25 protein-coding genes and 2 pseudogenes are annotated in these 20,927 nt (G+C 65.6%); 13 read left to right on the top strand and 14 right to left on the bottom strand.

Going from position 1 to position 20,927, the window contains the following annotated elements; translation table 11 throughout:
- Window positions 1–3: 3 nt before the first annotated feature.
- The 6 genes from AC5FRV_RS15500 to AC5FRV_RS15475 all read right to left on the bottom strand — a co-directional run bounded on the left by AC5FRV_RS15500 (window position 4) and on the right by AC5FRV_RS15475 (window position 3,284).
- Window positions 4–300 (bottom strand): hypothetical protein, encoded by a 297-nt coding sequence (locus AC5FRV_RS15500; RefSeq protein ID WP_493561993.1) that lies wholly within the window; start codon window positions 298–300, stop codon window positions 4–6.
- 99 nt (window positions 301–399) lie between these two features.
- Window positions 400–813: a hypothetical protein gene (locus tag AC5FRV_RS15495; protein ID WP_493561992.1), complete on the bottom strand. Its 414-nt coding sequence runs from the start codon at window positions 811–813 to the stop codon at window positions 400–402.
- Window positions 814–866: 53 nt separating this feature from the next.
- Window positions 867–1,478, bottom strand: a complete 612-nt coding sequence (locus tag AC5FRV_RS15490; RefSeq protein ID WP_493561991.1) for a hypothetical protein — start codon at window positions 1,476–1,478, stop codon at window positions 867–869.
- On the bottom strand, window positions 1,475–2,212 hold the full coding sequence (locus tag AC5FRV_RS15485) for a DsbA family protein (RefSeq protein ID WP_493561990.1): 738 nt from the start codon (window positions 2,210–2,212) through the stop codon (window positions 1,475–1,477). Before AC5FRV_RS15485 ends, AC5FRV_RS15490 begins: the two co-directional genes overlap by 4 nt.
- 113 nt (window positions 2,213–2,325) lie before the next feature.
- Entirely contained in the window at window positions 2,326–2,745 is a 420-nt protein-coding gene (gene trxA / locus AC5FRV_RS15480; protein ID WP_493561989.1) for a thioredoxin, read from the bottom strand.
- Window positions 2,746–2,846: 101 nt separating this feature from the next.
- Entirely contained in the window at window positions 2,847–3,284 is a 438-nt protein-coding gene (locus tag AC5FRV_RS15475; RefSeq protein ID WP_493561988.1) for a helix-turn-helix domain-containing protein, read from the bottom strand.
- A 241-nt stretch (window positions 3,285–3,525) separates the two neighbouring features.
- Between AC5FRV_RS15475 and AC5FRV_RS15470 the strand changes: the two genes are divergently transcribed.
- The 5 genes from AC5FRV_RS15470 (at window position 3,526) to AC5FRV_RS15450 (ending at window position 7,167) form a co-directional block, all read left to right on the top strand.
- The gene (locus AC5FRV_RS15470; RefSeq protein WP_493561987.1) at window positions 3,526–4,086 is read left to right on the top strand and encodes a class I SAM-dependent methyltransferase; all 561 of its coding nucleotides are present in this window, start codon (window positions 3,526–3,528) and stop codon (window positions 4,084–4,086) included.
- Between the two features lie 243 nt (window positions 4,087–4,329).
- A complete protein-coding gene (locus tag AC5FRV_RS15465; RefSeq protein ID WP_493561986.1) occupies window positions 4,330–4,728 on the top strand; it encodes an ArsR/SmtB family transcription factor in 399 nt (132 codons plus the stop codon).
- Window positions 4,721–5,884: an ACR3 family arsenite efflux transporter gene (arsB, locus tag AC5FRV_RS15460; protein ID WP_493561985.1), complete on the top strand. Its 1,164-nt coding sequence runs from the start codon at window positions 4,721–4,723 to the stop codon at window positions 5,882–5,884. Before AC5FRV_RS15465 ends, arsB begins: the two co-directional genes overlap by 8 nt.
- 10 nt (window positions 5,885–5,894) lie before the next feature.
- Entirely contained in the window at window positions 5,895–6,341 is a 447-nt protein-coding gene (locus AC5FRV_RS15455) for a low molecular weight phosphatase family protein (RefSeq protein WP_493561984.1), read from the top strand.
- Between the two features lie 169 nt (window positions 6,342–6,510).
- Window positions 6,511–7,167, top strand: a complete 657-nt coding sequence (locus tag AC5FRV_RS15450; RefSeq protein ID WP_493561983.1) for a lactate utilization protein — start codon at window positions 6,511–6,513, stop codon at window positions 7,165–7,167.
- A gap of 54 nt (window positions 7,168–7,221) precedes the next feature.
- On the opposite strand, the gene AC5FRV_RS15445 is transcribed toward AC5FRV_RS15450, so the two are convergent.
- On the bottom strand, window positions 7,222–7,557 hold the full coding sequence (locus AC5FRV_RS15445) for a DUF8170 family protein (protein WP_493562076.1): 336 nt from the start codon (window positions 7,555–7,557) through the stop codon (window positions 7,222–7,224).
- On the opposite strand from AC5FRV_RS15445, the gene AC5FRV_RS15440 reads away from it, so the two are divergent.
- From AC5FRV_RS15440 to AC5FRV_RS15430, 3 genes are all read left to right on the top strand, one after another.
- Window positions 7,462–7,680 carry a hypothetical protein gene (locus tag AC5FRV_RS15440; protein ID WP_493562079.1) on the top strand — a complete coding sequence of 73 codons (219 nt, stop codon included), beginning with the start codon at window positions 7,462–7,464 and terminating at the stop codon, window positions 7,678–7,680. The genes AC5FRV_RS15445 and AC5FRV_RS15440 overlap by 96 nt on opposite strands.
- Window positions 7,681–7,817: 137 nt before the next feature.
- Window positions 7,818–8,087, top strand: coding sequence for a hypothetical protein (locus AC5FRV_RS15435; protein WP_493561982.1), 270 nt, complete (start codon window positions 7,818–7,820; stop codon window positions 8,085–8,087).
- Window positions 8,088–8,161: 74 nt separating this feature from the next.
- Window positions 8,162–10,339: a heavy metal translocating P-type ATPase gene (locus tag AC5FRV_RS15430; RefSeq protein WP_493561981.1), complete on the top strand. Its 2,178-nt coding sequence runs from the start codon at window positions 8,162–8,164 to the stop codon at window positions 10,337–10,339.
- Between the two features lie 156 nt (window positions 10,340–10,495).
- On the opposite strand, the gene AC5FRV_RS15425 is transcribed toward AC5FRV_RS15430, so the two are convergent.
- A complete protein-coding gene (locus AC5FRV_RS15425; RefSeq protein WP_493562075.1) occupies window positions 10,496–10,969 on the bottom strand; it encodes a redoxin domain-containing protein in 474 nt (157 codons plus the stop codon).
- Window positions 10,970–11,305: 336 nt separating this feature from the next.
- Between AC5FRV_RS15425 and AC5FRV_RS15420 the strand changes: the two genes are divergently transcribed.
- Window positions 11,306–11,614 (top strand): DUF5789 family protein, encoded by a 309-nt coding sequence (locus AC5FRV_RS15420; RefSeq protein ID WP_493561980.1) that lies wholly within the window; start codon window positions 11,306–11,308, stop codon window positions 11,612–11,614.
- 287 nt (window positions 11,615–11,901) lie between these two features.
- A pseudogene (locus tag AC5FRV_RS15415) lies at window positions 11,902–12,090 on the top strand (CGCGG family putative rSAM-modified RiPP protein); the annotation flags it as partial.
- Here the strand turns inward: AC5FRV_RS15415 and AC5FRV_RS15410 are convergent.
- A complete protein-coding gene (locus tag AC5FRV_RS15410) occupies window positions 12,068–12,853 on the bottom strand; it encodes a sulfite exporter TauE/SafE family protein (protein ID WP_493561979.1) in 786 nt (261 codons plus the stop codon). The pseudogene AC5FRV_RS15415 and the gene AC5FRV_RS15410 overlap by 23 nt on opposite strands.
- A gap of 287 nt (window positions 12,854–13,140) precedes the next feature.
- Between AC5FRV_RS15410 and AC5FRV_RS15405 the strand changes: the two genes are divergently transcribed.
- Window positions 13,141–14,931 (top strand): bifunctional metallophosphatase/5'-nucleotidase, encoded by a 1,791-nt coding sequence (locus AC5FRV_RS15405; protein WP_493561978.1) that lies wholly within the window; start codon window positions 13,141–13,143, stop codon window positions 14,929–14,931.
- Between the two features lie 62 nt (window positions 14,932–14,993).
- A complete protein-coding gene (locus AC5FRV_RS15400; protein ID WP_493561977.1) occupies window positions 14,994–16,142 on the top strand; it encodes an MBL fold metallo-hydrolase in 1,149 nt (382 codons plus the stop codon).
- Window positions 16,143–16,241: 99 nt separating this feature from the next.
- On the opposite strand, the gene AC5FRV_RS15395 is transcribed toward AC5FRV_RS15400, so the two are convergent.
- The 3 genes and pseudogenes from AC5FRV_RS15395 to AC5FRV_RS15385 form a co-directional block, all read right to left on the bottom strand.
- Complete coding sequence (locus tag AC5FRV_RS15395) at window positions 16,242–16,634, bottom strand: winged helix-turn-helix transcriptional regulator (protein ID WP_493561976.1); 393 nt, start codon at window positions 16,632–16,634, stop codon at window positions 16,242–16,244.
- 183 nt (window positions 16,635–16,817) lie between these two features.
- A pseudogene (locus AC5FRV_RS15390) lies at window positions 16,818–17,335 on the bottom strand (DUF8154 family protein).
- Complete coding sequence (locus AC5FRV_RS15385) at window positions 17,328–18,080, bottom strand: nucleotidyltransferase domain-containing protein (protein ID WP_493561975.1); 753 nt, start codon at window positions 18,078–18,080, stop codon at window positions 17,328–17,330. Before AC5FRV_RS15385 ends, AC5FRV_RS15390 begins: the two are co-directional and overlap by 8 nt.
- A gap of 423 nt (window positions 18,081–18,503) precedes the next feature.
- Here AC5FRV_RS15385 and AC5FRV_RS15380 point away from each other — a divergent pair, with 423 nt between their 5' ends.
- The gene (locus AC5FRV_RS15380; protein WP_493561974.1) at window positions 18,504–19,742 is read left to right on the top strand and encodes a CaiB/BaiF CoA transferase family protein; all 1,239 of its coding nucleotides are present in this window, start codon (window positions 18,504–18,506) and stop codon (window positions 19,740–19,742) included.
- Window positions 19,743–19,790: 48 nt separating this feature from the next.
- On the opposite strand, the gene AC5FRV_RS15375 is transcribed toward AC5FRV_RS15380, so the two are convergent.
- Together AC5FRV_RS15375 and AC5FRV_RS15370 are read right to left on the bottom strand one after the other, a co-directional pair.
- On the bottom strand, window positions 19,791–20,405 hold the full coding sequence (locus tag AC5FRV_RS15375; protein ID WP_493561973.1) for a TetR/AcrR family transcriptional regulator: 615 nt from the start codon (window positions 20,403–20,405) through the stop codon (window positions 19,791–19,793).
- A gap of 49 nt (window positions 20,406–20,454) precedes the next feature.
- Entirely contained in the window at window positions 20,455–20,856 is a 402-nt protein-coding gene (locus AC5FRV_RS15370) for a hypothetical protein (protein WP_493561972.1), read from the bottom strand.
- Between the last annotated feature and the right edge of the window lie 71 nt (window positions 20,857–20,927).

The raw sequence follows: 20,927 nt of genomic DNA, 5'->3' as shown, positions 1-20,927 counted from the left end.
AAGCTAGGTGTCGCAACTGCGCGAACCGGACCGCCACCGGACGGCGGCGCCGGCGACGCCGACGGCCAGCGCCGCAACCGCGATCTGGAGGAGCGTCGCGCCGAGCGCGGCCGTCGCGCCGCCCGCGGTCACGCCGCTCGCGGCACCGGTCACGGCGGGCGCCGTGAAGAGACAGCAGAGACTCAGTGCACCGCCGACGCCGAGCAGCGACCACCGCGACCCGTCGTCGGACTCGGTCGTTTGACCTGGCTCGACTGTTTCGCTGGGCTCGGCCGTTTCACTGGGCTCCGAGTCACGCATCTGTACGATCACCTGACGAGGGAACGTTCCATCTATCTTCGGGTCGCACCGGGGACCGAGGCGTCGGTCCATCCCAGCACAGGCCGTTCCGAGACGGACTCAGCACGTCTCACACCCCTTCTTCCGCTGGTAGTACAGTATCGCGCCGAAGGCGGCGACGCTGAGGACGCCGAGCAGCGGCCGGTACGGGTCGAAATAGGTCATGAGCGCGGAGGAACTGAACAGCGCGAGCAAGACGGCGTTACAGATGGGGCAGCCGAAGGCCAGGAAGCCACCGACGATCCCGCCGGTCGCGAACCGGTCCCCGACCGGCTGGTCGACGATGGAGCGCTGGTAGACGAACGCCGCGGCGAAGGCCGACGTCGCGACCAGAAACAGGTAGTCGGCGGGCGTACTCGGGACCATCCGAACGTACACCGGGTTCGGCACGAGGCCGGTCACCGTCCCGAACAGCAGGAAGGCACCGACGCCGGCGCCGACGCTCTTGAGCAGGGCTGGATAGGGCAGGGACATCAGTGAGTCACCACCCAGTCATCTCGTCGGTGTGTTCCATACATGGATTCGACTCACTGTATCGCGCAGGTCCGCGGGTCCCCCGTCCGGCCCAGGAAGAACAGGAGCAGGAGAATACCGCCGACTCGAAGGAGATTGCCGTCGAACGGCAGCGCGGCCATCGCGCCGACGAAGCCCAGCGCACCGAGGACGCCCGCACCGCAACTCGCACAGCCAGCGGCCAGCAGACCGGGGACGACCCCGACGAGCGTCGAGGCGCTCCGCCGCCGAGCACGACGGACGAGGGTGACGGCGTTCGTCACCGCGACGCCCGTCAGGAGCGCGTACGCCGTGAGGAGCGCGAGGCCCAGCCAGCCGGTCGTCAGGTAGGCCTCTCGCGTGAGCGTCACCAGCGCGTACGGGAGGTCCGTGGGGTCGTTCGTCAGGAGCTGCAGCGAGAACTGGGGGAAACTGCTCAGGACGAGGACGGCGTAGGTCACCGCCGTGGCGACGCCGGCGACGAGTAACCGACCGTTCGAGGTGAGTGGGTAGGCGACCGCGTCGCCGACCGCCCGGAGCCAGCGGCGCCCGTCAGCACCAGCGCGTCCGTCCGCACCAGCGCGTCCCTCAGGGTCAGTCCGCCCCTCAGGGTCAGCCCGTCCGTCCGTATCAGCCCGTCCGTTCATGCGTCTCGGATCTGGTCGATAGCGTTCGCGAAGTTCTCGTACGGATGGGCACCGACCATCTTCCCGGCGACGTCGGCCTCGCGGTTGTAGAGGACGAATCCCGGGGTTCCCTGAAGTCCCGCCGAGCGGCCGGTCTGGAGGTCGACGTCGATGCTCTCCTGGACGGCGTCGCCGCGGTTCTCGCGGCAGTCGTCCACCGCCGACCGCTCGACGTTCTCGGTCTCCTCCGTGATCCCGGCGAACGTCTCCTCGTCGGCCCAGTCGTGTCCGGACTCGGACTGGGCGTCGAACGCCGACTCGTGCCAGTGCCAGTACGCCGCCGGCTGCGTCTCGGCGACCTGGTCCCACACGCAGCGACTCCAGACGGCGGCCGGCAGCGAGTACTCCCCGATGTTGGGATAGGAGAGAAAGACGACTCTGACGTCGCCCGTCTCGACGTAGTCCGTCCCGATGTCGGGGAGCGTCTCCCGCTCGAATTCCTTGCAGAACGGGCACAGGTAGTCCGTCCAGTAGTAGACGTCCACGGGCGCGTCGGGCTCACCGACGATCGGTCGCCCGGCGAGTTCGACCCCGAAGCCGGTCGTCTCCTCGCTCGTGTGGAAGTTCGAGGGAACGTACGCCTGCTCGTTCGACCCGGAGCGCGAAGCGGCGTACGCGACGCCGCCACCGAACAGGAGCGTTCCACCGCCCGCGAGGAGCGCTCGACGCCGCGTAATATTGCTCCCTTCGTCCATCGATGGACAATCCTATTCCCGCTCCACCGAAGGGTTTTTCGGTCCGATCGAGAGACGGCGGCCGGGAGCGGCCAGTCCGACCGCGAGCGTCCAGTCCGACCGGTGACGCCTACTCAGGCGTAGTTCTCGACCGTGGTGCGCAGTTGCGCCTCGTCCTGCATCCCGACGAGTCGCTCGGCGGGCTCTCCGTCGGCGAAGAGGACGAGCGTCGGGACGCCGCGGACACCGTACTCCGAAGCGAGTCGCTGGTTCGCGTCGACGTCGACCTTCACGACCGTCGCGGCCGTCTCGGCGGCGATGGACTCGACGACGGGTTCGAGCATCTGACACGGGCCACACCAGTCCGCGTAGAAGTCGGCCAGAACCACGTCGTGGTTCCCGACGACGTCGTTCAGCTCCGCGGCCCCGTTTACCGGGACGGGTTCTGCCGGGGCCGACTCCGCGGTCGACTCCCCGTCCGCGTCACCGGTCTGGTCGCGGAGTTCTTCGATCTTCTGTTGGCGGATCTCCTCGAGGGCTTCGTCCTCGGTCATCGGCAGTCAATTCGGCGCGGGCACCCTTAGTTGTTTTGCACGATTTGTACAATACACTCGGAGGAGATGCGCGGGGCAACACGGTGGGAAGAAACGCGGGGCTACCCATTCGAACGGTCACGTCCCGCTCCCCGATCGCATCTCACCGCGGACTGACAGTCCCGGTCCGCGACGTGGCGTTCCCTGAACGCCGCGATCATCCGGCCCAGGCGCGCGTACCTGTCGTTGAGACGTCGTCGCAGCTGGTCGGCCAGGGCCGCCGCGTCCCGGGGCTCGTACTCGTGGTAGTAGCCGCCGCGGTCGTTGTTGACCTGGGTCTGCACGACCACGTCGGCGTCCAGCAAGCGCGAGACCGACCGGTACGCTGTCGAGCGCTCGCAGTCAAGGCCGTCGGCGATCCGGTCGACCGTCACCGGTTCCCCGGCGTCGGCGAGCATCGCGAAGACCGTCACGTCACGCTCGTTCAGCCCGTGGAAACACGCCAGGAGCTCGACACACCGGAGCTCTCGTCGCAGGTCCTCGGTCACCACGTCGGTCATCCCGATCGATCGTTTCCAGCCCGGTGCCGATAAGGTTGTTCTCGAACCCCACAATACTGTCCGAACGGTCACTCGTCGAGGTGGGTCCACTCTCTGCCGGATAGAGTGCACAGTAGAGTGTGATATCCAGTTTTCACCGCTGTTTCGTCGCCGAATGGATAGCCGGCCGTCCGCGCCATCGCCGCCGTCCCGGCGCCAATCGGTCGAAAGGAGTATTCTTGGTGGACCCAATACTCCCCACATGGGATACCACACGTTCGACGCGTCCCGGGCCGACAAACTCGAACAGGCTGGCCAGCGGTATCGGTTCCTCTCCGCCGAAGAGCTGGTCTGGGGCCTCGACCTCTCCCCGGCCGCGACCGTCGCCGACCTCGGCAGCGGCACGGGCTTTTACACCGACGACGTCGCCCCGCACGCGGACACGGTGTACGCCGTCGACGTCCAGGCCGAGATGCACGACTACTACCGCGAGAAAGGCGTCCCGCAGAACGTCGAGCTGCTGACGACCGGTGTGGGTGACCTGCCCCTCGAGACTGGTGCCCTCGACGCCGCGTTCTCGACGATGACCTACCACGAGTTCGCGACCGACGAGGCACTCGCCGAGGTGCACCGGGTACTCCGGGCGGACGGGCGCCTCGTCGTCGTGGACTGGGCCGCCACCGGCAGCGGCGAGCACGGGCCGCCGCTCGACGAGCGGTTCACGGCTGCCGAGGCGGCGGAGACGCTCCGGACGAACGGGTTCCGCATCGAACACGAGGCGGTCCGTCCGGAGACGTTCTACCTCGTCGCCACGGCGGAGTAGTCCGCGCCGCCTGGACAGCGCAGCCGAACCGGTCGCCATCCTCTGGAAGTCTGCGTTCGCTGGCTCGGACTAGATGGACGTCGTTCGTCGCGTGTCTCACCGGAGATTGATTTAGAATACGCTCAACCATATCCCACCGACCTATTCCCAAATATCGAATCTGTCGGCGATAATCCGGAATTCTACCGTTACTCTCCAACCACATCGAAACCATTAATTCAGGTTCTATTCAACTATTCGTCGATGGCACAAGCGACGGACCGACTGCGGCGATATCTCGACGACGAACTCGGGGAGTGTCGAAACGAGGACGTCGAGCGCCGACTCGACGAACTCGGCACCCTCGAAGCGGCCCTCGGGACGGCGCAGGTCGACGCCGAACTCGGCGTGCTCTCGGCGCTCTCCAGCGAGACGCGGTACACGCTCGTCCGCGTCCTCGTCGCGGCCGAGGAGGAACTCTGCGTCTGCGAGCTGCACGCGGTCGTCGACGTGAGCGAGAGCGGGCTCAGTCACGCACTCTCGGCGCTCGTCGACGCCGGCCTCGTCGACGCCCGGAAGGACGGGCGCTGGAAGATGTACCGCGCCACCAATCGCGCGGTCGCACTCGTCACCGTGCTCGAGGGGAGCGTGAGCGATGCGTAACGGCGACGCCCACGACCACGGCCCCGACTGCGAGTGTGAGAGCTGTGGCGACCCGCGGTCGATGGACTTCCTCGACAAGTACCTCACCGTCTGGATCTTCGGTGCGATGGCCATCGGCGTCGGCCTCGGCTTCGTCGCGCCGTCGGTGACCCGGCCGATCCAGGAGCTCCACCTCGTCGAAATCGGCCTCGTCCTGATGATGTATCCGCCGCTGGCGAAGGCCGATTACTCGCAACTTCGGACCGTCTTCAGTAACTGGCGCGTGCTCGGATTGAGTCTCGTCCAGAACTGGCTCATCGGCCCGACGCTGATGTTCGGGCTCGCGGTGATATTCTTCAGCGGCCTGGTCCCGGGACTGCCGGCACGCCCCGAGTACTTCCTCGGGCTGGTGTTCATCGGGATGGCCCGGTGCATCGCGATGGTACTCGTCTGGAACGAACTGGCCGACGGGTCGACGGAGTACGTCACCGGCCTCGTCGCGTTCAACAGCCTCTTCCAGATCGTCACCTATGGGGTGTACGTCTGGTTCTTCGCGCTCTTCCTCCCGCCGCTGCTGGGCATGGAGACACTCGTCGCCGGGATCACGACCTTCGACGTCACCCCGATGCAGGTGTTCGAGGCCATCGTCGTCTTCCTCGGGATTCCCTTCGCAGCGGGCTTTCTCTCCCGCTACGTCGGCACGCGCGCGAAGAGCGAGCAGTGGTACGACGACGAGTTCGTCCCGACGATCGACCCGCTGACGCTCGTCGCGTTGCTCTTCACCATCGTCGTGATGTTCGCCACGCAGGGCGGCAACATCGTCGCCGCGCCGGGCGACGTCCTGCTCATCGCGATCCCACTCACGATATACTTCGTCGTGATGTTCCTCGTCAGCTTCGGGATGGGACGGGGCATCGGCGCCGACTACTCGACGACGACGGCCATCGGCTTCACCGCGGCGTCGAACAACTTCGAACTCGCGATCGCCGTCGCCGTCGCGGTGTTCGGCGTCGGCTCCGGCGTCGCCTTCGCCACCGTCGTCGGCCCGCTCATCGAGGTGCCCGTGTTGCTCGCGCTGGTCCACGTCGCGCTGTACTTCCAGCGACGGTACGACTGGGGCGGCTTCGATACCGGGAGTCTCGATTCGTCCCCGCCCGACCCGGCAACTGACGACTGACCACAGAACCATGTCACCCAACACTGAGACAGCCGACCCGATCCGTATCGCCTTCGTGTGCGTCCAGAACGCCGGCCGCTCCCAGCTGTCCACGGCCTTCGCCGAACGTGAACGTGAGCGACGCGGACTCGACGACCGCGTCGAAATCCTGACCGGGGGGACCCACCCGGCCGACCACGTCCACGACGAAGTCGTCGAGGTGATGGACGAGGCGGGGTTCGACATCTCGGGCCGGACGCCGAGAGAGATTTCCCTGGAGGAACTGCGCTCCTGTGACTACGTCGCGACGATGGGCTGTTCGACGCTCGACGTCGGCGACGTCGGTGACGCGGTCGACGTCCGCGACTGGGCGCTCGACGACCCCGACGGCCAGGACCTCGATCGGGTGCGGGAGATCCGTGACGAAATCGAACGGCGGGTCGTCGCACTGTTCGACGAGTTCTCCCCGTCTGAGTGAGCAGCGCTCCGCCCACCGTTATCGAGCAATCGGTGGCCGGTCGGATACTCGCATTCGGCCGCCCCGAGGGGCGGTACCAGTGACACCGGTGTTACTTCCCGACACCGGTGTCTCGAAGCAATTTATGGCCGACGGACGACGACCTGTGGGTGACGACTCACCACCCGAAATGTCCCAACGCAAACCCGACTACGTAGACGACGCCGATATCGACGAATCGCTCGACGACCTGCCCGCGGCGGACGCGATCGAAGAGACGGTCGAGAACCTCGAAGCGAACGGGTTCGAGGTCGTCGTCGTCGATTCCGCCGACGCCGCGCTCGCGGAACTGCAGTCGCTCATCCCGGCGGGCTCGTCCGTGATGAACGGCCACTCGACGACCCTCGAAGAGATCGGATTCGCCGAGTACCTGAGCGAGGGAGACCACGAGTGGGAGAGCCTTCCCGACGAAATCTGGAGCATCGAAGACGACGCGGAGCGACAGGCCGCTCGCCGTGAATCGCAGACGGCCGAGTTCTTCCTCGGCGGCATCAACGCGATCGCACAGTCCGGCGAACTCGTCGCTGCCGACCGATCGGGCAGTCGCATCGGCGCGTATCCGTTCGCCGCCGAGAACGTCGTCATCGTCAGCGGTGTGAACAAGATCGTGCCGACAGTCGACGACGCGCTCGACCGGCTGGAGTCCGTCGCCTACCCTCTCGAGAACGAGCGCGCCCAGGAGGCCTACGGCGTCGACTCCGCGATCGCCAAACAGCTCATCTTCCGACAGGAACTCGAAGAGGGACGGACGACCGTCGTCCTCATTCGCGACCAGTTCGGGTACTAGCGGAACCGGCGGATACCGGGACGGACGGAGGGCCGAGTGGCGGCCAGCCAGCCACTATTCCGGAAGGTCAGCTGGGTCGTACTCGTGTTCCCATTCGGGTCGGCCCGGCCCCGGTAACTCGTCGACGTGATCGTAGAGTTCTGCTTCCGAGTCGCACGGGTAGCACTGTCCCATCGCGTCGAACCGTCGGAAAAAGGAGAGGTGGGACCAGCTGTAACTCGCGGGCGGTTCGTCCATCCCCTGTCGACGTTTCTCGAGGAAACAGTTACAGCGGGGACGTTCGTATCTCCGCCCATGAGCGAGCGCACGAAGCCTCCCGGGACCCCGGTGTCCGACAACCCGTTTGGCGACGAGGACACCCTGTCGTTCGAGCGGCAACGCCAGGCACATCGGTTTCTCACCCAGGAGACGCGCTACTACATCATCCAGGCCCTTCTGGGCCATCCACACCACCTGGCCTCGTTCGACGAGCTCGAGTACCTGGTCCCCAAGAACCGATCGACGAGCATCTAGACCGGCTAGAAGAGAAACAGCTCCTCGCGAAGTACGAGTACACGGGAGACGAGAGCGCCCAGAACGAGCCGACGGAGTTCTGGGGCTTCACCGAGTTCGGTGTCGAACTACTGTACGACTTCGACTACCTCCGCTACGTGCCCGTTCTGCGGGTGGTTCAGGACCACCTCTACGTGACCGAGAAGATCCGGCGCCACCGTGATGCGCGACGCCCGGACCTGCCAGAGAGTGTGGCGGAGGCGTTCGACCTGCCCGAGGAGATGGACGGTGAGAACCGCGAACTGCTGGAAACAGAGCACTCCACACTCATCGAGGGCGGTCAACTGTTCGACGCACCACCGGTCGACGCGGACCCCGATGCCGAAACCGAAGGGGACGCAGACCGGCCGATCGACGAGCTGTTCTAACTGGATTCCGGATAGTCGACGGGCACGAGCATACCTCAAACGTCAAATCCGAGGACGCCAATGAGAGAACGAACGTGGCCGTTACCGAGTCTCCCCCACTGTCGACGTGTACTGTCCCCATCGAGCGGCGAGGCGGTCGTGGTAAAGCGGGGGCGCGGGCACTCGAACGCCACCTCGAGAGCGTCTCTGGCGTCCACGACGTCGACGTCTCCTTCCGAACGGGGAGCGCCCGGGTTACCTACGACGGGGCGGTCACGTCCGAAGCGACGATTCGAGACGCTGTCCGCGACCGGGACGTCTCGATCCAGGACGACGAGGAGACGGCGACGGACGACGTGAGCACCCGTTCGGACCTCAGACGGGAGGCGACGTTCGTCGGACTCACGTTGCTCGGGATGGTGACTGGCCTGGTATCGGGATGGCTCGACGGCCCCGCACTCCTCACGTGGACCAGCTACGGCGTCGCGTACGCCTTCGGCGGCTGGTACGGGCTCAAAGGCGCAGTCGAGACGCTCCGCCACCGCGCGGTCGACATCGACCTGTTGATGATCGTCGCCGCGCTCGGTGCGCTCTCCATCGGTGCGCCGTTCGAGGGGGCGATGCTGCTCTTCCTGTTCTCGCTGTCGAACACGCTCCAGCACTACGCCATCGGGCGCTCGCGCCGGGCGATCAAGTCCCTCGTCGAGATGCGGCCGGACGAAGCCCAGGTGCTCCGCGATGGGGAAGAGGTCACCGTCCCCATCGACGACGTCGCCGTCGGTGACGTGTTCGTCGTCCGTCCCGGCGACAACATCCCGCTGGACGGCGTCGTCGCGGCCGGCGAGGGGACGGTCGACCAGGCCTCGCTCACCGGCGAGTCCGTCCCCGTGCCGAAGGAACCCGGCGACGAGGTGTTCGGCGGGACGATCAACGAGAGCGGCAGTCTCGAAATCGAGGTCACGCGACAGGCCCACGAGTCGGCGATCAGCCGCCTCATCCACATGGTCGAACGCGCACAGAGCGAGAAGGCGCCGACACAGCGGCTCATCGACCGCCTCGAACAGCCGTACGTCCTCGGCGTGTTCGCACTCACCATCGCAGCGATCGCGCTTCCGCTCGCGCTCGGTAGCGAGTTCGACAGTACGTTCTACCGCGCGATGACGCTCATGGTCGCGGCCTCGCCGTGTGCGGTCATCATCTCCACGCCCGCAGCGGTGCTGTCGGCGATCGCCTCCGGCGGCAAGCAGGGCGTCCTGTTCAAGGGCGGCGAGCACGTCGAGACGGCGGCGAACATCGACGCGGTCGCCTTCGACAAGACGGGGACGCTCACGCGGGGCGACACGCAGTTGACCGACGTCTCCGTCCGCGAGACGGCCGACGAGACGGTGACCGACGACGGACTGCTCTCGCTCGCGGCCGCGGTGCAGGCCCGCTCGGAGCATCACCTCGCGCGTGCGACGGTGGCAGCGGCTGAAGAACGATCACTCGACGTCCCCGACGCACAGCGGTTCCAGTCGGCCGCGGGGAAAGGCGTCCGCGCCGACGTCGAAGACGCCACGATCCACATCGGGAATCGAAGTTACTTCGCGACCGTCCTCGAAGACGCGGCGATCGACGGGATCGACGCCGGGCTCGACCGGCTCCAGTCCCTGGAGGCAGAGGGGAAAACGAGCGTCGTCGTCGCGCGGGAGGACCACGGCGCCGTCACCGTGCTGGGGTGGCTCGCGTTCACCGACACGGTCCGTCCCGGGGCCGCCGAGATGGTCGCCGACCTCCGCTCGCTCGGCGTGGAGCACGTCGTCATGCTGACGGGCGACAACGAGCGCGTCGCCGAGCGGATCGCCGACGAGGTCGGCATCGACGAAGTGCAGGCGGAACTGCTGCCGGAGGAGAAAGTCGCGACTATCGAAGAACTGGTCGAACGCCACGAGAACGTGGCGATGGTCGGCGACGGCGTCAACGACGCACCGGCGCTGGCGACGGCGACGCTGGGGATCGCGATGGGCGGCGCCGGAACCGACGTCGCGCTCGAGACGGCCGACGTCGTGTTGATGGGCGACGACCTCAGCAAGATCCCCTACGTCCTCGGGCTCGGACGGAAGACCCGACGGACGCTCACCGTCAACCTCGCGATCGCCTTCGGTGCGATCGCGCTCATGGTCGGCACGATCTTGCTCCGGGGGATTCCGCTCCCCCTCGCCGTGGTCGGGCACGAGGGCTCGACGGTCCTCGTGTCGCTGAACGGGCTACGGTTGCTCGGCTTCCGCGAGTAGATTCCGGTCGGGAAAGCCTCTGCGTGAAGCGGGCGTTGCTCCAGAGGAGCCAGGTATCGACAATCCGGTCTTCGACCCAGCGACGAAGTCACCACTACGGCGGGATTTCTCTGGGGTTTTCAGGTAGTTCGCAGTGTCCGGACGGGTCGACGACGATTACGCCGACTCGACCGCCTCGAGTAGTTCGTCGTAGTCCGGTTCGTTCGTCGGGTCGTCAGCGACCCAGCTATCCGTGATCGTGCCGTCCTCGTCGAGGACGAACGTCGCGCGGTTGGCGACCCCGTACAGGCCGAGCGGCTCGATGTCGATCTCGAGGTCGTAGGCGTCGATCACCTCGCCCGCCGTGTCGCTCACGAGGTCGAACTCGATCCCGTGTTCGTCGCGGAACGCGCCCTGGGAGAACGCCGAGTCGGCGCTGACGCCGAGGACGGTCGCCCCGGCCTCGTGGAACTCGTCGAGGTGGTCCTGCAGCGCGACCATCTCGCTGGAACACGGGGGCGTGAACGCGCCCGGGAAGAACGCGAGTACGACGGGACCGTCCCCGAGGTGGTCGTCGAAGTCGAACGGTTCGTGGTCGCTCGTGCCGAGCGTCGCGGTGAACGTCGGTGCGGTGTCGCCGGGTTCGAGCATCACGTCGGTGTTGGTTCCCCGAGCCCTTCAATCGCCGTCCGAACACGTCCGCCAGGTAGGGGCTGGACCAAAACCTCCCGGTGGTCGAATCCGCGATGGAGCGCGATCTCCTCCCGCGACTCTAGACGCGGGGATCATCCACGTTGCAAGAGGGTCAGCGTCGATTCCACAACATCAGGACATCGAACGCGACCACCGACTGGGAACGAACTGAGAAGCACGCTTTTGCCGGGGACGGCCGAATCCTTCCACGAGAGAATACCGGCCGACGCCGCTCCACGAACAGTGGACGGACGAACCCAGCGATCGAGTGAATACAACGATCCAGTGAACACAATGAGACCACCACACCTGCGCGGCTATCTAGACGAGGAGTTCGAGTTTCCGGTCGACCGGTCGGGGGTCGTCGAACGCGTCGGGGACGTCACGATCGACGCCCCGGACGACGACGATTCGGCGGCGATCGCCACGATGCTCGAACGGGACAACGACGAGACGTTCGAGAACCTCGACGACCTCTTCGCGTCGATCTACGGGACGCTCGACGAGCGCTACATCGGACGGAAGTACTACGACGACCGGGGCGGGACCCTCGAAGAGATGGACAGGGACTTCCCGCGCGACGACCGGAACGTGTCGTTCTGAAGCGAAGCCGTCTACCAGATTTGAGGTTCTATTCGACGGACTCGCGTTTCCGTCGAAGACGTGGAGGCCGCGAAAGAACGTGCACAGGCCTTCACGGCGACGTACGAACCGAGCGGGGAGTGATACGGCATCGTCGCTTCCCCGGGAGCGGGCGTCGAAAAGCGACGGGGGAGACGCGCGGTGGCCGGCGACTCACACGCGGCGCTCGTCGACCGCGTCGTCGTTATCCAGCCCTACCTGGATATATTCGGCCGAAACCACTCGACAGTCTGCGCGAAACGACCGACCTCGAGAGCGAAGCCCACGCGGCCGACCGGCGATTGACCGTCGCTGAGGCCGTCGACGCGGTCGAACAGACCCGGAGCGGTCGATACGTCGATCTCGTGACCCACGAACGACACGGCCATCCGACGTCGTATCTCTACGGAGCGCTACGGTCGGTAGCACGACGCGTTAGAGTTCCGGAACCGCCGTGAACAGGAGGACGGCCGCGTTTACGGCGAGGAGTACCAGTACGAGCCACTGGAAGATACGCTCGGGAATGTGGTCGAAGATGTACACGCCGAACCAGGCACCGAGAAACACCATCGGCATGGCGACGACAGCCTCGATCATCAGCGGCGTCGTCACGGCTCCCGTATAGGTGAGGCTCCCGAGACGGTACAACATGAGCGTCCCGAAGAAGGCGGTGAACGTAGCCTTCATCTCCTCGTCGCTCCAGAACCCGCTCGCCGACATGAACGCCCCGTAGACGATCATCGGCGGGCCGGGGACGGCGACGGCGCCGCCCAAAATCCCCGCGAGCAGCCCGGCCGTCACGCCGACGATTTTCCCCGGCCTGTAGTCCTTTTCCTCGATCCAGTCCGTGACGACGTCGAGTTGCTGAGTCGCACCGACGACGACGACCGCCAGCACGAGAACTGCCCCGATGGCGACGCGCATCTGTGCCGCGTCGAACCGACTGAACACGTAGATACCGAGCGGCAACCCGACGACGAGTCCGCCGACGGGAACGATCCACTTCTCCCAGTCGAAGGCGTCCCGGACGCTCCACCAGACGCGAGCGTTGCTCACGACCGCCGTCGCCGTGAAGATGATCGACGCACTCGAGGGCGACCGAAACAGCGGCATCAGCCCCATCGACACCTGCGCGAAACCGAATCCGGCGATCCCGTGAACGACGGACGCGACGAGGATGACGACCGCAGACAGCCCCGTCGTTACCCAGTTAGTCGTCATCGATACCGCCTCCGTTGCGACGGTAGCAGACGCATCTGTCTGGCCGAGACTACGACCGCATCACTTAGGGAAGTTGCCACTATGAAACGTAAGCGAAACGCCGAATCGAGTTTCGCATCCGAGACAGCGTGTCGATTCGAATTTGTTTCGTTATCCGATCGCGGTCCAGAGGGGCGCGGTTGCGTCCCAGGTACTCGTTCAAGCGTTCTTCGACGGTCGTGTGCAGTATTTGTAATTGTAACCACAACTCATGAACGCTCGACGTCCGTAGGGACAGTCGTGCCACCATGAACGGGAACGAAAGGGTCACCGGCGAGTGGCGATCCCTCGACGGCGCCCCCGTCGGTCGCGGCGACGACGACGAGGACGCCGACGTGGTCTTCGCTCACGTGAGCGACCTCCACGGACAGTTGACGCCGCGCCACCAGGTCTATTACGACAACCCCACGTCGGGTCCGGCGTTCGACTTCGGCGAAGGCGACCGAGTCATCGAACGTGCGGGTGGCGTACCGATTCTGGCGGCCAAACTCGACGAACTCCGCGAGGACTACGACGTCTGTACGCTCATGAGTGGCGACACGTTCCACGGATCCGCCGTGACTACCTACACCGACGGGCGAGCGATGCTCGACCCCATCAACGAACACGTCGCGCCCGACGTCTACGTCCCGGGGAACTGGGACTACTCGAACGAAGCCGCCGAGGACGGCAACTTCGTGGAACTGATGGACGCACTCGACGCCCCGGTTCTCGCGAACAACCTCTACGACTGGGAGACCGACGAGCGACTGTACGACGCGTACCGGATCCTCGACGTCGGTGGACTCTCTGTGGGCGTCGTCGGCATGACGAACGTCTACGTCGACCGGATGGCGCCCGCGTTCTCCGAGGGGAAGTACCGCTTCGGCAAGCACCCCGCGCACCTCGAAGCGTCAGCACAGGCCGCCCGCGAGGACGGCGCGGACGTCGTGGTCGCGGTCACCGAGATCGGCCTCCCGTGGATGGTCCAGGCCGCCAAGGACTGTGCGAGCGTGGACGTGCTGTTCAGCGCGCACACCCACGAGTACACCTACGACCCCATCGTCGTCCCGGAGACCGAAACCGTCGTCGTCGAGTCAGGAATGGGCGAGGCGCTCGGCCGCGTGGACCTCCGCGTTCGCGATGGCGAGGTGCAGTTCCGACACCACCTCTACTGTCTGACCGAGGACGGCGAGCACACGCCGGAACCGGACGCCGAGGCGGCGGAGACGGTCGAAGCCGAGCGTGCGCCCTTCCTCGAGGACGAGCCAGGATTCGAGCGAGGGGCCGGGACGCTCGACCGTCCGCTGGATACGGTCGTCGGCCGGACCGAAAACCCACTCTACCGGCAGTCGTTCCTCGAGAGTGCGTGGAACACGCTGTTCAACGACGCGCTGCGGGCACACTTCGATACGGACCTCGCCGTCTCGCACGGGTTCCGGTACGGGACCGCTATCCCGCCCGGCGAGATCACGCTCGGCGATCTATACACGTTCTTCCCGATGACGGCGCCCGTCGCCCGCGGCGTCGCTTACGGCCAGCAACTCACGAGCCACGTGGAGGCGTTCCTCGAGGACAACTTCACGCCGTACCCCTACGACCAGGAGGACGGTCGCGTCCGTAGCTTCTCCTCGAACGTCGCGGTGACCGTCGACCCGACCGCCAAGCGCGGCCGTCGCCTCGTCGAGATGCGGATCGACGGCGAACCAATCGACCCCGAGGAGACGTACTCGGTGGCGACGTTCCGTCGGCCCGGTGATCCCGAACGCGACCTCGGCAACTGCGGGTTCCCGTTCCAGGACGTCGAGGTCGACGACGGGACCATCCCGGTCGACGTCGTCGTCGAGTATCTCGAAGACCACTCGCCCGTCGACTACGAGGTGATGGGACTGGTCGAGACCGCCGACGACGGCGGCCGAGCCCAGAACACGCCCGCAGACGGGGCGTATCCGTTCATCCAGCCCGGCGTCGACTACGCGGCCGGCGAAGCGTACTGCGAGACGTCCATGATTCCACGCAGGAACACGTTTCCCGACGAAGGGCGTAATCGAACGCGCTAGGCGGCGACGGCGGCCCCGATAGATCCCACGAACGGCGAACGACACCACACAGGTGAGATACGATGGTCACAAACATCACTGCGGAACAACTCGCGGACGAGATCGACGCCGGCGAACAGTTCACGCTCATCGACGTGCGTCCCGAGGACAGCTTCGAGGCCTGGCACGTGCGCGACGCGGCGAACGTTCCATACGACCCCGACGAGGGATTGAGCGAGGACCAACTGAACGAGGTGGACGCACTGGTCGACGGCGGACCGGTCGTCGCCATCTGCGGGAAGGGGCTGACGTCGACGCCGTTCGCGTTCGACCTCGAGGAACACGGTTACGACGACGTCTCGGTCGTCACTGGCGGGATGGAGGCGTGGAGCAAGCGCTACGAGGTCGTCCCCATCGAGACGGCGAGCGACGACCTCGTCGTTCGGCAGGTCCAGCGCCGGGCGAAGGGCTGTCTCGGCTACGTCGTCGGCTCGAAAGCCGCCGAAGAGGCAGCCGTAGTCGACGCGACCAGACAGACCGACCAGTTCAAAGTCGCTGCCCAGGACGCCGGGCTCTCCATCACACGCGTGCTCGATACGCACGTCCACGCCGACCACATCTCCGGCAGTCCGGCACTCGCCGACGAGGTCGGCGTGCCCTACCACCTCGGCGAGGCAGCCAGCGAACGCGGTGTCGAGTACGAATACGAACCGCTCTGGGACGGCGACGTCGTCGAGGTCGGCGACGTCGAGATCGAGGCGCTCCACACGCCTGGCCACACTTCGGAGATGACGAACTACCTCGTCGACGGGGAACTCCTGTTGACGGGCGATACGCTGTTCGTCGACTCCGTCGGCCGGACGGAACTCCAGTTCGGCGAAGACGACGCCTCGCGCGGCGCGGAACTGCTGTACGACTCGCTCCACGAGACGATCCTCGACCTCCCGGACGACACGACCATCCTGCCGGGCCACCTCACCGTCACGAGCGACGGACGCTACGAGAACGGGTCGCCGGGCGACCCCCTCGAGGCCCGGCTCGAGGACCTCCGCGACGAACTCGACTTCCTCGGGCTGGACCACGAAGCGTTCGTCGAACGATTGGCCGGAGACGCCCCGGAGAAGCCCCCGAACTACGAGACGGTCATCGCCGTCAACACCGGTAGAGACACCGTCGACGGCGAGCGCGAGGCGACGGAACTCGAACTGGGCCCGAACAACTGTGCCGCGTAGGGCACACGCCTGCCCTCCCGTCGCAGACCACCCTCTCCCGTCGTAACCCCTTCTGGCCGAGAGGCCGATCGCCCTCGGTGCGTTCGCGAACTGTGCCGGTCAGCGACCGGAGGCCGCGTCCTCGGCCTGCCCGGGCCGCTTCAGGTGTTCCGTCCCCCAGTCGCGCATCGCGTAGATGACTGGCTGGAGTGACTCCCCGTGGTCGGTCAGCGAGTAGTGGACGCGGAACGGTTTCTCGCTGATGATCTCGCGGTCGACGAGCTGGTTCGCTTCGAGGTCGTCCAGGCTGTCCGAGAGGACCTTGCTGGAGATGCCGTCGACGTTTGCCTTGAGCTCGTTGAAGCCGCTCGGGCCGTGTTCGAGCAACCGGTGGACGATCACGGGGTGCCACTTCTTCCCGATCAACGTGGCGGTCGTCGTGACCGGACACCAGTCGTTCCCCGCACACCAGACCTCGAGTTTCTCGACGGGGTCGTCCGCTACGTCGTCCATATCAGTCGATCGACCCTGGGTACGTTAGGAGTTACTACTAGAAACCAGGTTGTGAAAGGGGACTGGGATCGCCCCCCGTAGTCGCAATTTCCCCGCCACAGACCAGGGCCACACCGCCAGGAGCCGGTGGAACGGGCGGCGAACGAACCGGCCGCCGACAGTGCTACCGCCATACGAGACGGATCACGCGTCATGTGAGCACAGACAGTACCGTTCGGTCTCGTGGTCGAACGAGACGACGTGGTCGTGAACCAGCGTCGCGACAGCGTGCATCTGCTCGGCCTGTTCCCGCGTCGTGACGGTCGTCCCGTAGTAGTGTTCGGTTCGTCGGGCGTCGTAGAGCATCTGTAGCGTCTCGACAGTGTCGACTGCTAGCGGGACGTGCCCCTTCGCGAATTCGTACGGTGAGGAGTGGTCTTGCAAGTCGGCAGCGTCCGTCCCGGTCATCGCCAGGAGATACCCCTGGAGCGTGTGCTCGATAGCGATGAACGAGTGCTCGAGGACTGCGCCGTAGTAGTCGCCGACGTCGTCGAGTTCTCGGACCGTGCGAGGAGCCGGCACGCCTTCTGTATCTGCACCTCACCGTCGCTCGCATCGGGGGCCGAGTTGATCTCGGGTTCGAACGTCGGTTGCCCGTGTGCGTGACCGAACGCGTCTTCGGCCGCCGCGATCGCGTCGAGCAACTCGCTGGGATCACTCATTTCCGAGCACCTCCTGCTTGGTTCGGTCGAGGAGCTCGGTCGACAGGATCGTGATTCCCTCGCCGAACAACGCTTCGGCGTCGACCCGGTCGGCCTGATTGAGGATCGACTGTGGCGTCTCGACGAGTATCTCGAACGAGTGGCGCTGGGCCGAGGACCAGGTCTGGTCGTCACTCTCCAGCGTCTCCCTGATACTGTCCCAGCCGCTCTCGAAATCGGTGTTCAGCGCGTCCGCGACGGCGATGGAGGAGGGAATCCGGATGCCACCGAGGTGCTGTGCGAGTTTGTTGGCCTCGTGTCGTTGTCGCACGTGGTCTCCCTCGACGAGTACCCAGAGGTCGATGTCGGACTGCCGGTCTGCGTCGCCACGGGCGACGCTACCGAACAGGATGATTCCCCTCACGTCGTCGAGTTCGTCCTCGATGTACTGCCGTGCGACGCGTGTCGGAGTCTGGAACTCGGTCTGTGAGATACTCCGTATCGGGTCGTCAGGCTTGTCGAGTCTCGACCTGTTGATGTGGACGCGACGGGCGTTCCCCTCGTGGAACGTGACGACGAGTTCGTTTGCCTCGAGGACGTCGACGGCTTCGCGCGTCGAGCGCTCGCTCACGGGCGTGACTCGCGCGAGCTGTCGAATGGATACGTTGACGTCGGGGTTATCGCCGAGGAAGTTGAGAACGTGTTTGCTTGCACTGTGTTTGAACAAGCTGGACTCCCGAACTGGTAGCGCGAGGTCGATGGACACCCCACCCCCCGGCTCGGATTCCGCTGGTCCCGTTTTCGTCGATCTACTACACCCCATACGGCATGACAGTTCGCCCAGGTACTTATAATTTATATAGTCGGGAGAGATCGGGCGTCGTCCCGCCAGACTGGACCAGCGATGAAGCGGTTTGCGGCCCCAGCCGTTCACGCGCGAAGAGTCCCAGCGCGTCCGGTTCGCAGTTTTCCTGGGTAGAGGCTGTACATGCACCCGTTTTGACGCCTGACGGGCACCGACAGACGAGCGTGAGCGAATAGTCCGTACCGACGATTCGGCGATAGTTTTACCAGATGGTAAGTCCATGAACGATCATGGAGGAATGCCGACCGGGCGACAGACGCGGCCGTTCGTCGCTGCCACGGGAGACGGGCGGGCGGCACGGGAGGAACGGGTCGAGGACCGACGATGACTGACCAGGGCAAGATACTGGACGGCGTGAAGGTAGTCGACCTCTCGACGTTCGTCACCGGCGGGTTCTGTTCGGCGATGCTGGCGAACCAGGGCGCCGAGGTCGTGAAGGTCGAACAGCCGGGCTACGGCGACGCCGTTCGCCACACCGGCCCGCCGTTCATCCAGGGCGAGTCGCCGTACTACTGGTCGCTGAACTACGGGAAGCAGAGCCTCGAACTGGACCTGAAGAACGCTGCGGCGAAGGAAGCCCTCTACGACCTCGTCGCGGAAGCCGACGTGTTCGTTCAGAACTTCCGGCCCGGGACCGCCGAGCGCCTCGACGTCGACTACGAGACGCTCTCGGAGTACAACGACGACCTCGTCTACCTCGCCATCTCGGCGTTCGGGCAGACCGGCCCCTGGCGGGAACGGTCGGGCTACGACCTGCTCATCCAGGGGATGAGCGGGATCATGAGCGTCACCGGTGAGGAGGGGCGCCAGCCGGTCAAGGTCGGCCTGCCGATGACGGACCTGATCACCGCGATGTGGGCCGCCTTCGGGACGATGACCGCCCTGTATCGGCGGGAACAGACCGGCGAGGGCGAATACATCGACCTCGGGATGCTGGAGGCGACGCTGCCCTGGCTCACGAAACAGGCGGGGATGGTGTTCGCCGGCGAGGAGCCCCGGCGGATGGGGACGAAAGATCCCGTCCTGGCGCCCTACCAGACGTTCGAGACGAAGGACGGCTACATCAACGTCTGCATCCTCAACGAGAAGCTCTGGGGGGAGCTGTGCGAGGCCATCGACCGGCCGGACCTGCCCGAGGACGAGCGCTTCGAAGTGAACGCCGACCGCGTCGACCACCTGGACGAACTGGAAGCGGAGATAGAGTCGACGCTGCGGGAGCAGACGACCGACGAGTGGATCGAGATCATCGCGGAGGACGCCGGCGTGCCGGCCGGGCCGGTGTACGACGTCGAGGAGGCACTCAACAACCCACAGATCGACGCCCGCGGCACCGTCACGTCGATCGACCACCCCGAACTCGGGGAGGTGCCGGTGATCGAACACCCGCTCCGGTACGGCGAGGCCGACAGCGGGTTCGACCTCCCGCCGCCGCTGCTGGGCGAGCACAACCGGGAGGTATTCCGCGAACTCGGCTACGACGAAGCCGAGATCGATTCGCTGGCCGAGGCCGGCGTGTTCGGTGAGCCGGGCGAGGACGAAAGCGAAGAAGCAAGCGGGGAGTAACGCGGCGGGACGGCCCGGGACCGCCCGGGCCGGAGCACCCCGGCCGGGCTATTCGTCGACGGACAGCGAATCGAGGATAAACTCGTCGATGGCCTCGCGGGCCTCCTCGGGGGCCTCCTCGTGGCCCAGTGAGATGCGCCGTTCGCGACCGACGTGGATGGCGTCGGTCACCAGCTGGCCGAAGCGGTCGGCGTCGACGTCGCGGAAGACGCCCTCGTCGATGCCGCGCTCGATGACCGCGACGATGCTTCCCTTGATCTGCTCGTAGTGATCGTCGAGGATCTCCTGGTGGCGGTCGTCGTTCTGGGCGTGGGCGAACAGCTCGTGGTACACCTTCATGCGGTCCCAGTGGGTGAACTCGTCGAACTCGGGGCCGAAGAGGCACTGGTCGATCCGGGCGTCGAGTTCGGCCCGGGGGTCCATGTCGTCGTCCACCTCGACGCTCCCCTCGTACTGCTCGGCGATGTACTCGAGGAAGGAGGCCATCAGGTCGTCCTTCCCGTCGAAGTGGTAGTGGATCACCTGCCTGGTCAGGTCCATCTCCTCGCCGATGTGGCGCATCCGGAGGTCGCCGTACCCCCGCTCCCGCAGCGCACGGAAGGTCGCCTCCATGATGACCTCGCGGGTGTCCTTCGAGGAGACCGTCTCGTCCGGCTCGCTCATACCACTACTCCGATCATGGGCTATATAATAGGACTGCTCCCTGGTCGGCCTACTGGTCGGCGATCCACTCGCGCGCTTCCGCCAGGCTCTCCGCCATCACGTACGTCATCGGGAGGTCGGTCGCCTGGTCGACGAGCTTCTCCGTCTCCATCTTCGAGATAGAGCTATCGGCCGACGGGACCGACGCGCTGTACTCGATGCCCGCCTCGATCTCCCGGGGCATCCACTCCTCCTGGAGCCACTGCTTGTCTTCCGTATCGTGAGCCTTGATCTCGCTCGTGTCGACGATGAGTTTCGTCGCGTTCTCCTCTTTGATAACGTCGAGCAGTTCGTTACAGCCGTCGCGGAACTCCTGTCCGGACGTGTACTCCGTCCAGATGTGGAGGAGTGCGCCGCTCTCGTGGTCGTATTCGATCCGGTAGTTTTCCGCATCGACTAGCACTCGTGCCATACGTGAACGAGGCCGATTTCTCACCTTTACTCTACCTCCCTGATTATCATCTGTGAATTCGGTGCGGGGAG

The organism is Halomicrobium sp. HArcel3, from assembly GCF_058933135.1.
The sequence above is the reverse complement of the archived record's forward strand: the minus strand, read 5'-3'. Positions and strand labels throughout refer to the sequence as shown.

Bases quoted from the DNA above. Each gene is read 5' to 3' on its own strand.
- AC5FRV_RS15495 (WP_493561992.1), bottom strand. From the start codon at position 813: ATGTCCCTGCCCTATCCAGCCCTGCTCAAGAGCGTCGGCGCCGGCGTC.
- AC5FRV_RS15420 (WP_493561980.1), top strand. From the start codon at position 11,306: ATGAGACCACCACACCTGCGCGGCTATCTAGACGAGGAGTTCGAGTTT.
- AC5FRV_RS15445 (WP_493562076.1), bottom strand. From the start codon at position 7,557: ATGTGCCTGGCGTTGCCGCTCGAACGACAGGGTGTCCTCGTCGCCAAA.
- trxA (WP_493561989.1), bottom strand. From the start codon at position 2,745: ATGACCGAGGACGAAGCCCTCGAGGAGATCCGCCAACAGAAGATCGAA.
- AC5FRV_RS15465 (WP_493561986.1), top strand. From the start codon at position 4,330: ATGGCACAAGCGACGGACCGACTGCGGCGATATCTCGACGACGAACTC.
- AC5FRV_RS15370 (WP_493561972.1), bottom strand. From the start codon at position 20,856: ATGGCACGAGTGCTAGTCGATGCGGAAAACTACCGGATCGAATACGAC.
- AC5FRV_RS15375 (WP_493561973.1), bottom strand. From the start codon at position 20,405: ATGAGCGAGCCGGACGAGACGGTCTCCTCGAAGGACACCCGCGAGGTC.
- AC5FRV_RS15450 (WP_493561983.1), top strand. From the start codon at position 6,511: ATGTCCCAACGCAAACCCGACTACGTAGACGACGCCGATATCGACGAA.
- AC5FRV_RS15410 (WP_493561979.1), bottom strand. From the start codon at position 12,853: ATGACGACTAACTGGGTAACGACGGGGCTGTCTGCGGTCGTCATCCTC.
- AC5FRV_RS15425 (WP_493562075.1), bottom strand. From the start codon at position 10,969: ATGCTCGAACCCGGCGACACCGCACCGACGTTCACCGCGACGCTCGGC.
- AC5FRV_RS15500 (WP_493561993.1), bottom strand. From the start codon at position 300: ATGCGTGACTCGGAGCCCAGTGAAACGGCCGAGCCCAGCGAAACAGTC.
- AC5FRV_RS15475 (WP_493561988.1), bottom strand. From the start codon at position 3,284: ATGACCGACGTGGTGACCGAGGACCTGCGACGAGAGCTCCGGTGTGTC.
- AC5FRV_RS15380 (WP_493561974.1), top strand. From the start codon at position 18,504: ATGACTGACCAGGGCAAGATACTGGACGGCGTGAAGGTAGTCGACCTC.
- AC5FRV_RS15400 (WP_493561977.1), top strand. From the start codon at position 14,994: ATGGTCACAAACATCACTGCGGAACAACTCGCGGACGAGATCGACGCC.
- AC5FRV_RS15395 (WP_493561976.1), bottom strand. From the start codon at position 16,634: ATGGACGACGTAGCGGACGACCCCGTCGAGAAACTCGAGGTCTGGTGT.
- AC5FRV_RS15490 (WP_493561991.1), bottom strand. From the start codon at position 1,478: ATGAACGGACGGGCTGATACGGACGGACGGGCTGACCCTGAGGGGCGG.
- arsB (WP_493561985.1), top strand. From the start codon at position 4,721: ATGCGTAACGGCGACGCCCACGACCACGGCCCCGACTGCGAGTGTGAG.
- AC5FRV_RS15405 (WP_493561978.1), top strand. From the start codon at position 13,141: ATGAACGGGAACGAAAGGGTCACCGGCGAGTGGCGATCCCTCGACGGC.
- AC5FRV_RS15470 (WP_493561987.1), top strand. From the start codon at position 3,526: ATGGGATACCACACGTTCGACGCGTCCCGGGCCGACAAACTCGAACAG.
- AC5FRV_RS15455 (WP_493561984.1), top strand. From the start codon at position 5,895: ATGTCACCCAACACTGAGACAGCCGACCCGATCCGTATCGCCTTCGTG.
- AC5FRV_RS15440 (WP_493562079.1), top strand. From the start codon at position 7,462: ATGAGCGAGCGCACGAAGCCTCCCGGGACCCCGGTGTCCGACAACCCG.
- AC5FRV_RS15485 (WP_493561990.1), bottom strand. From the start codon at position 2,212: ATGGACGAAGGGAGCAATATTACGCGGCGTCGAGCGCTCCTCGCGGGC.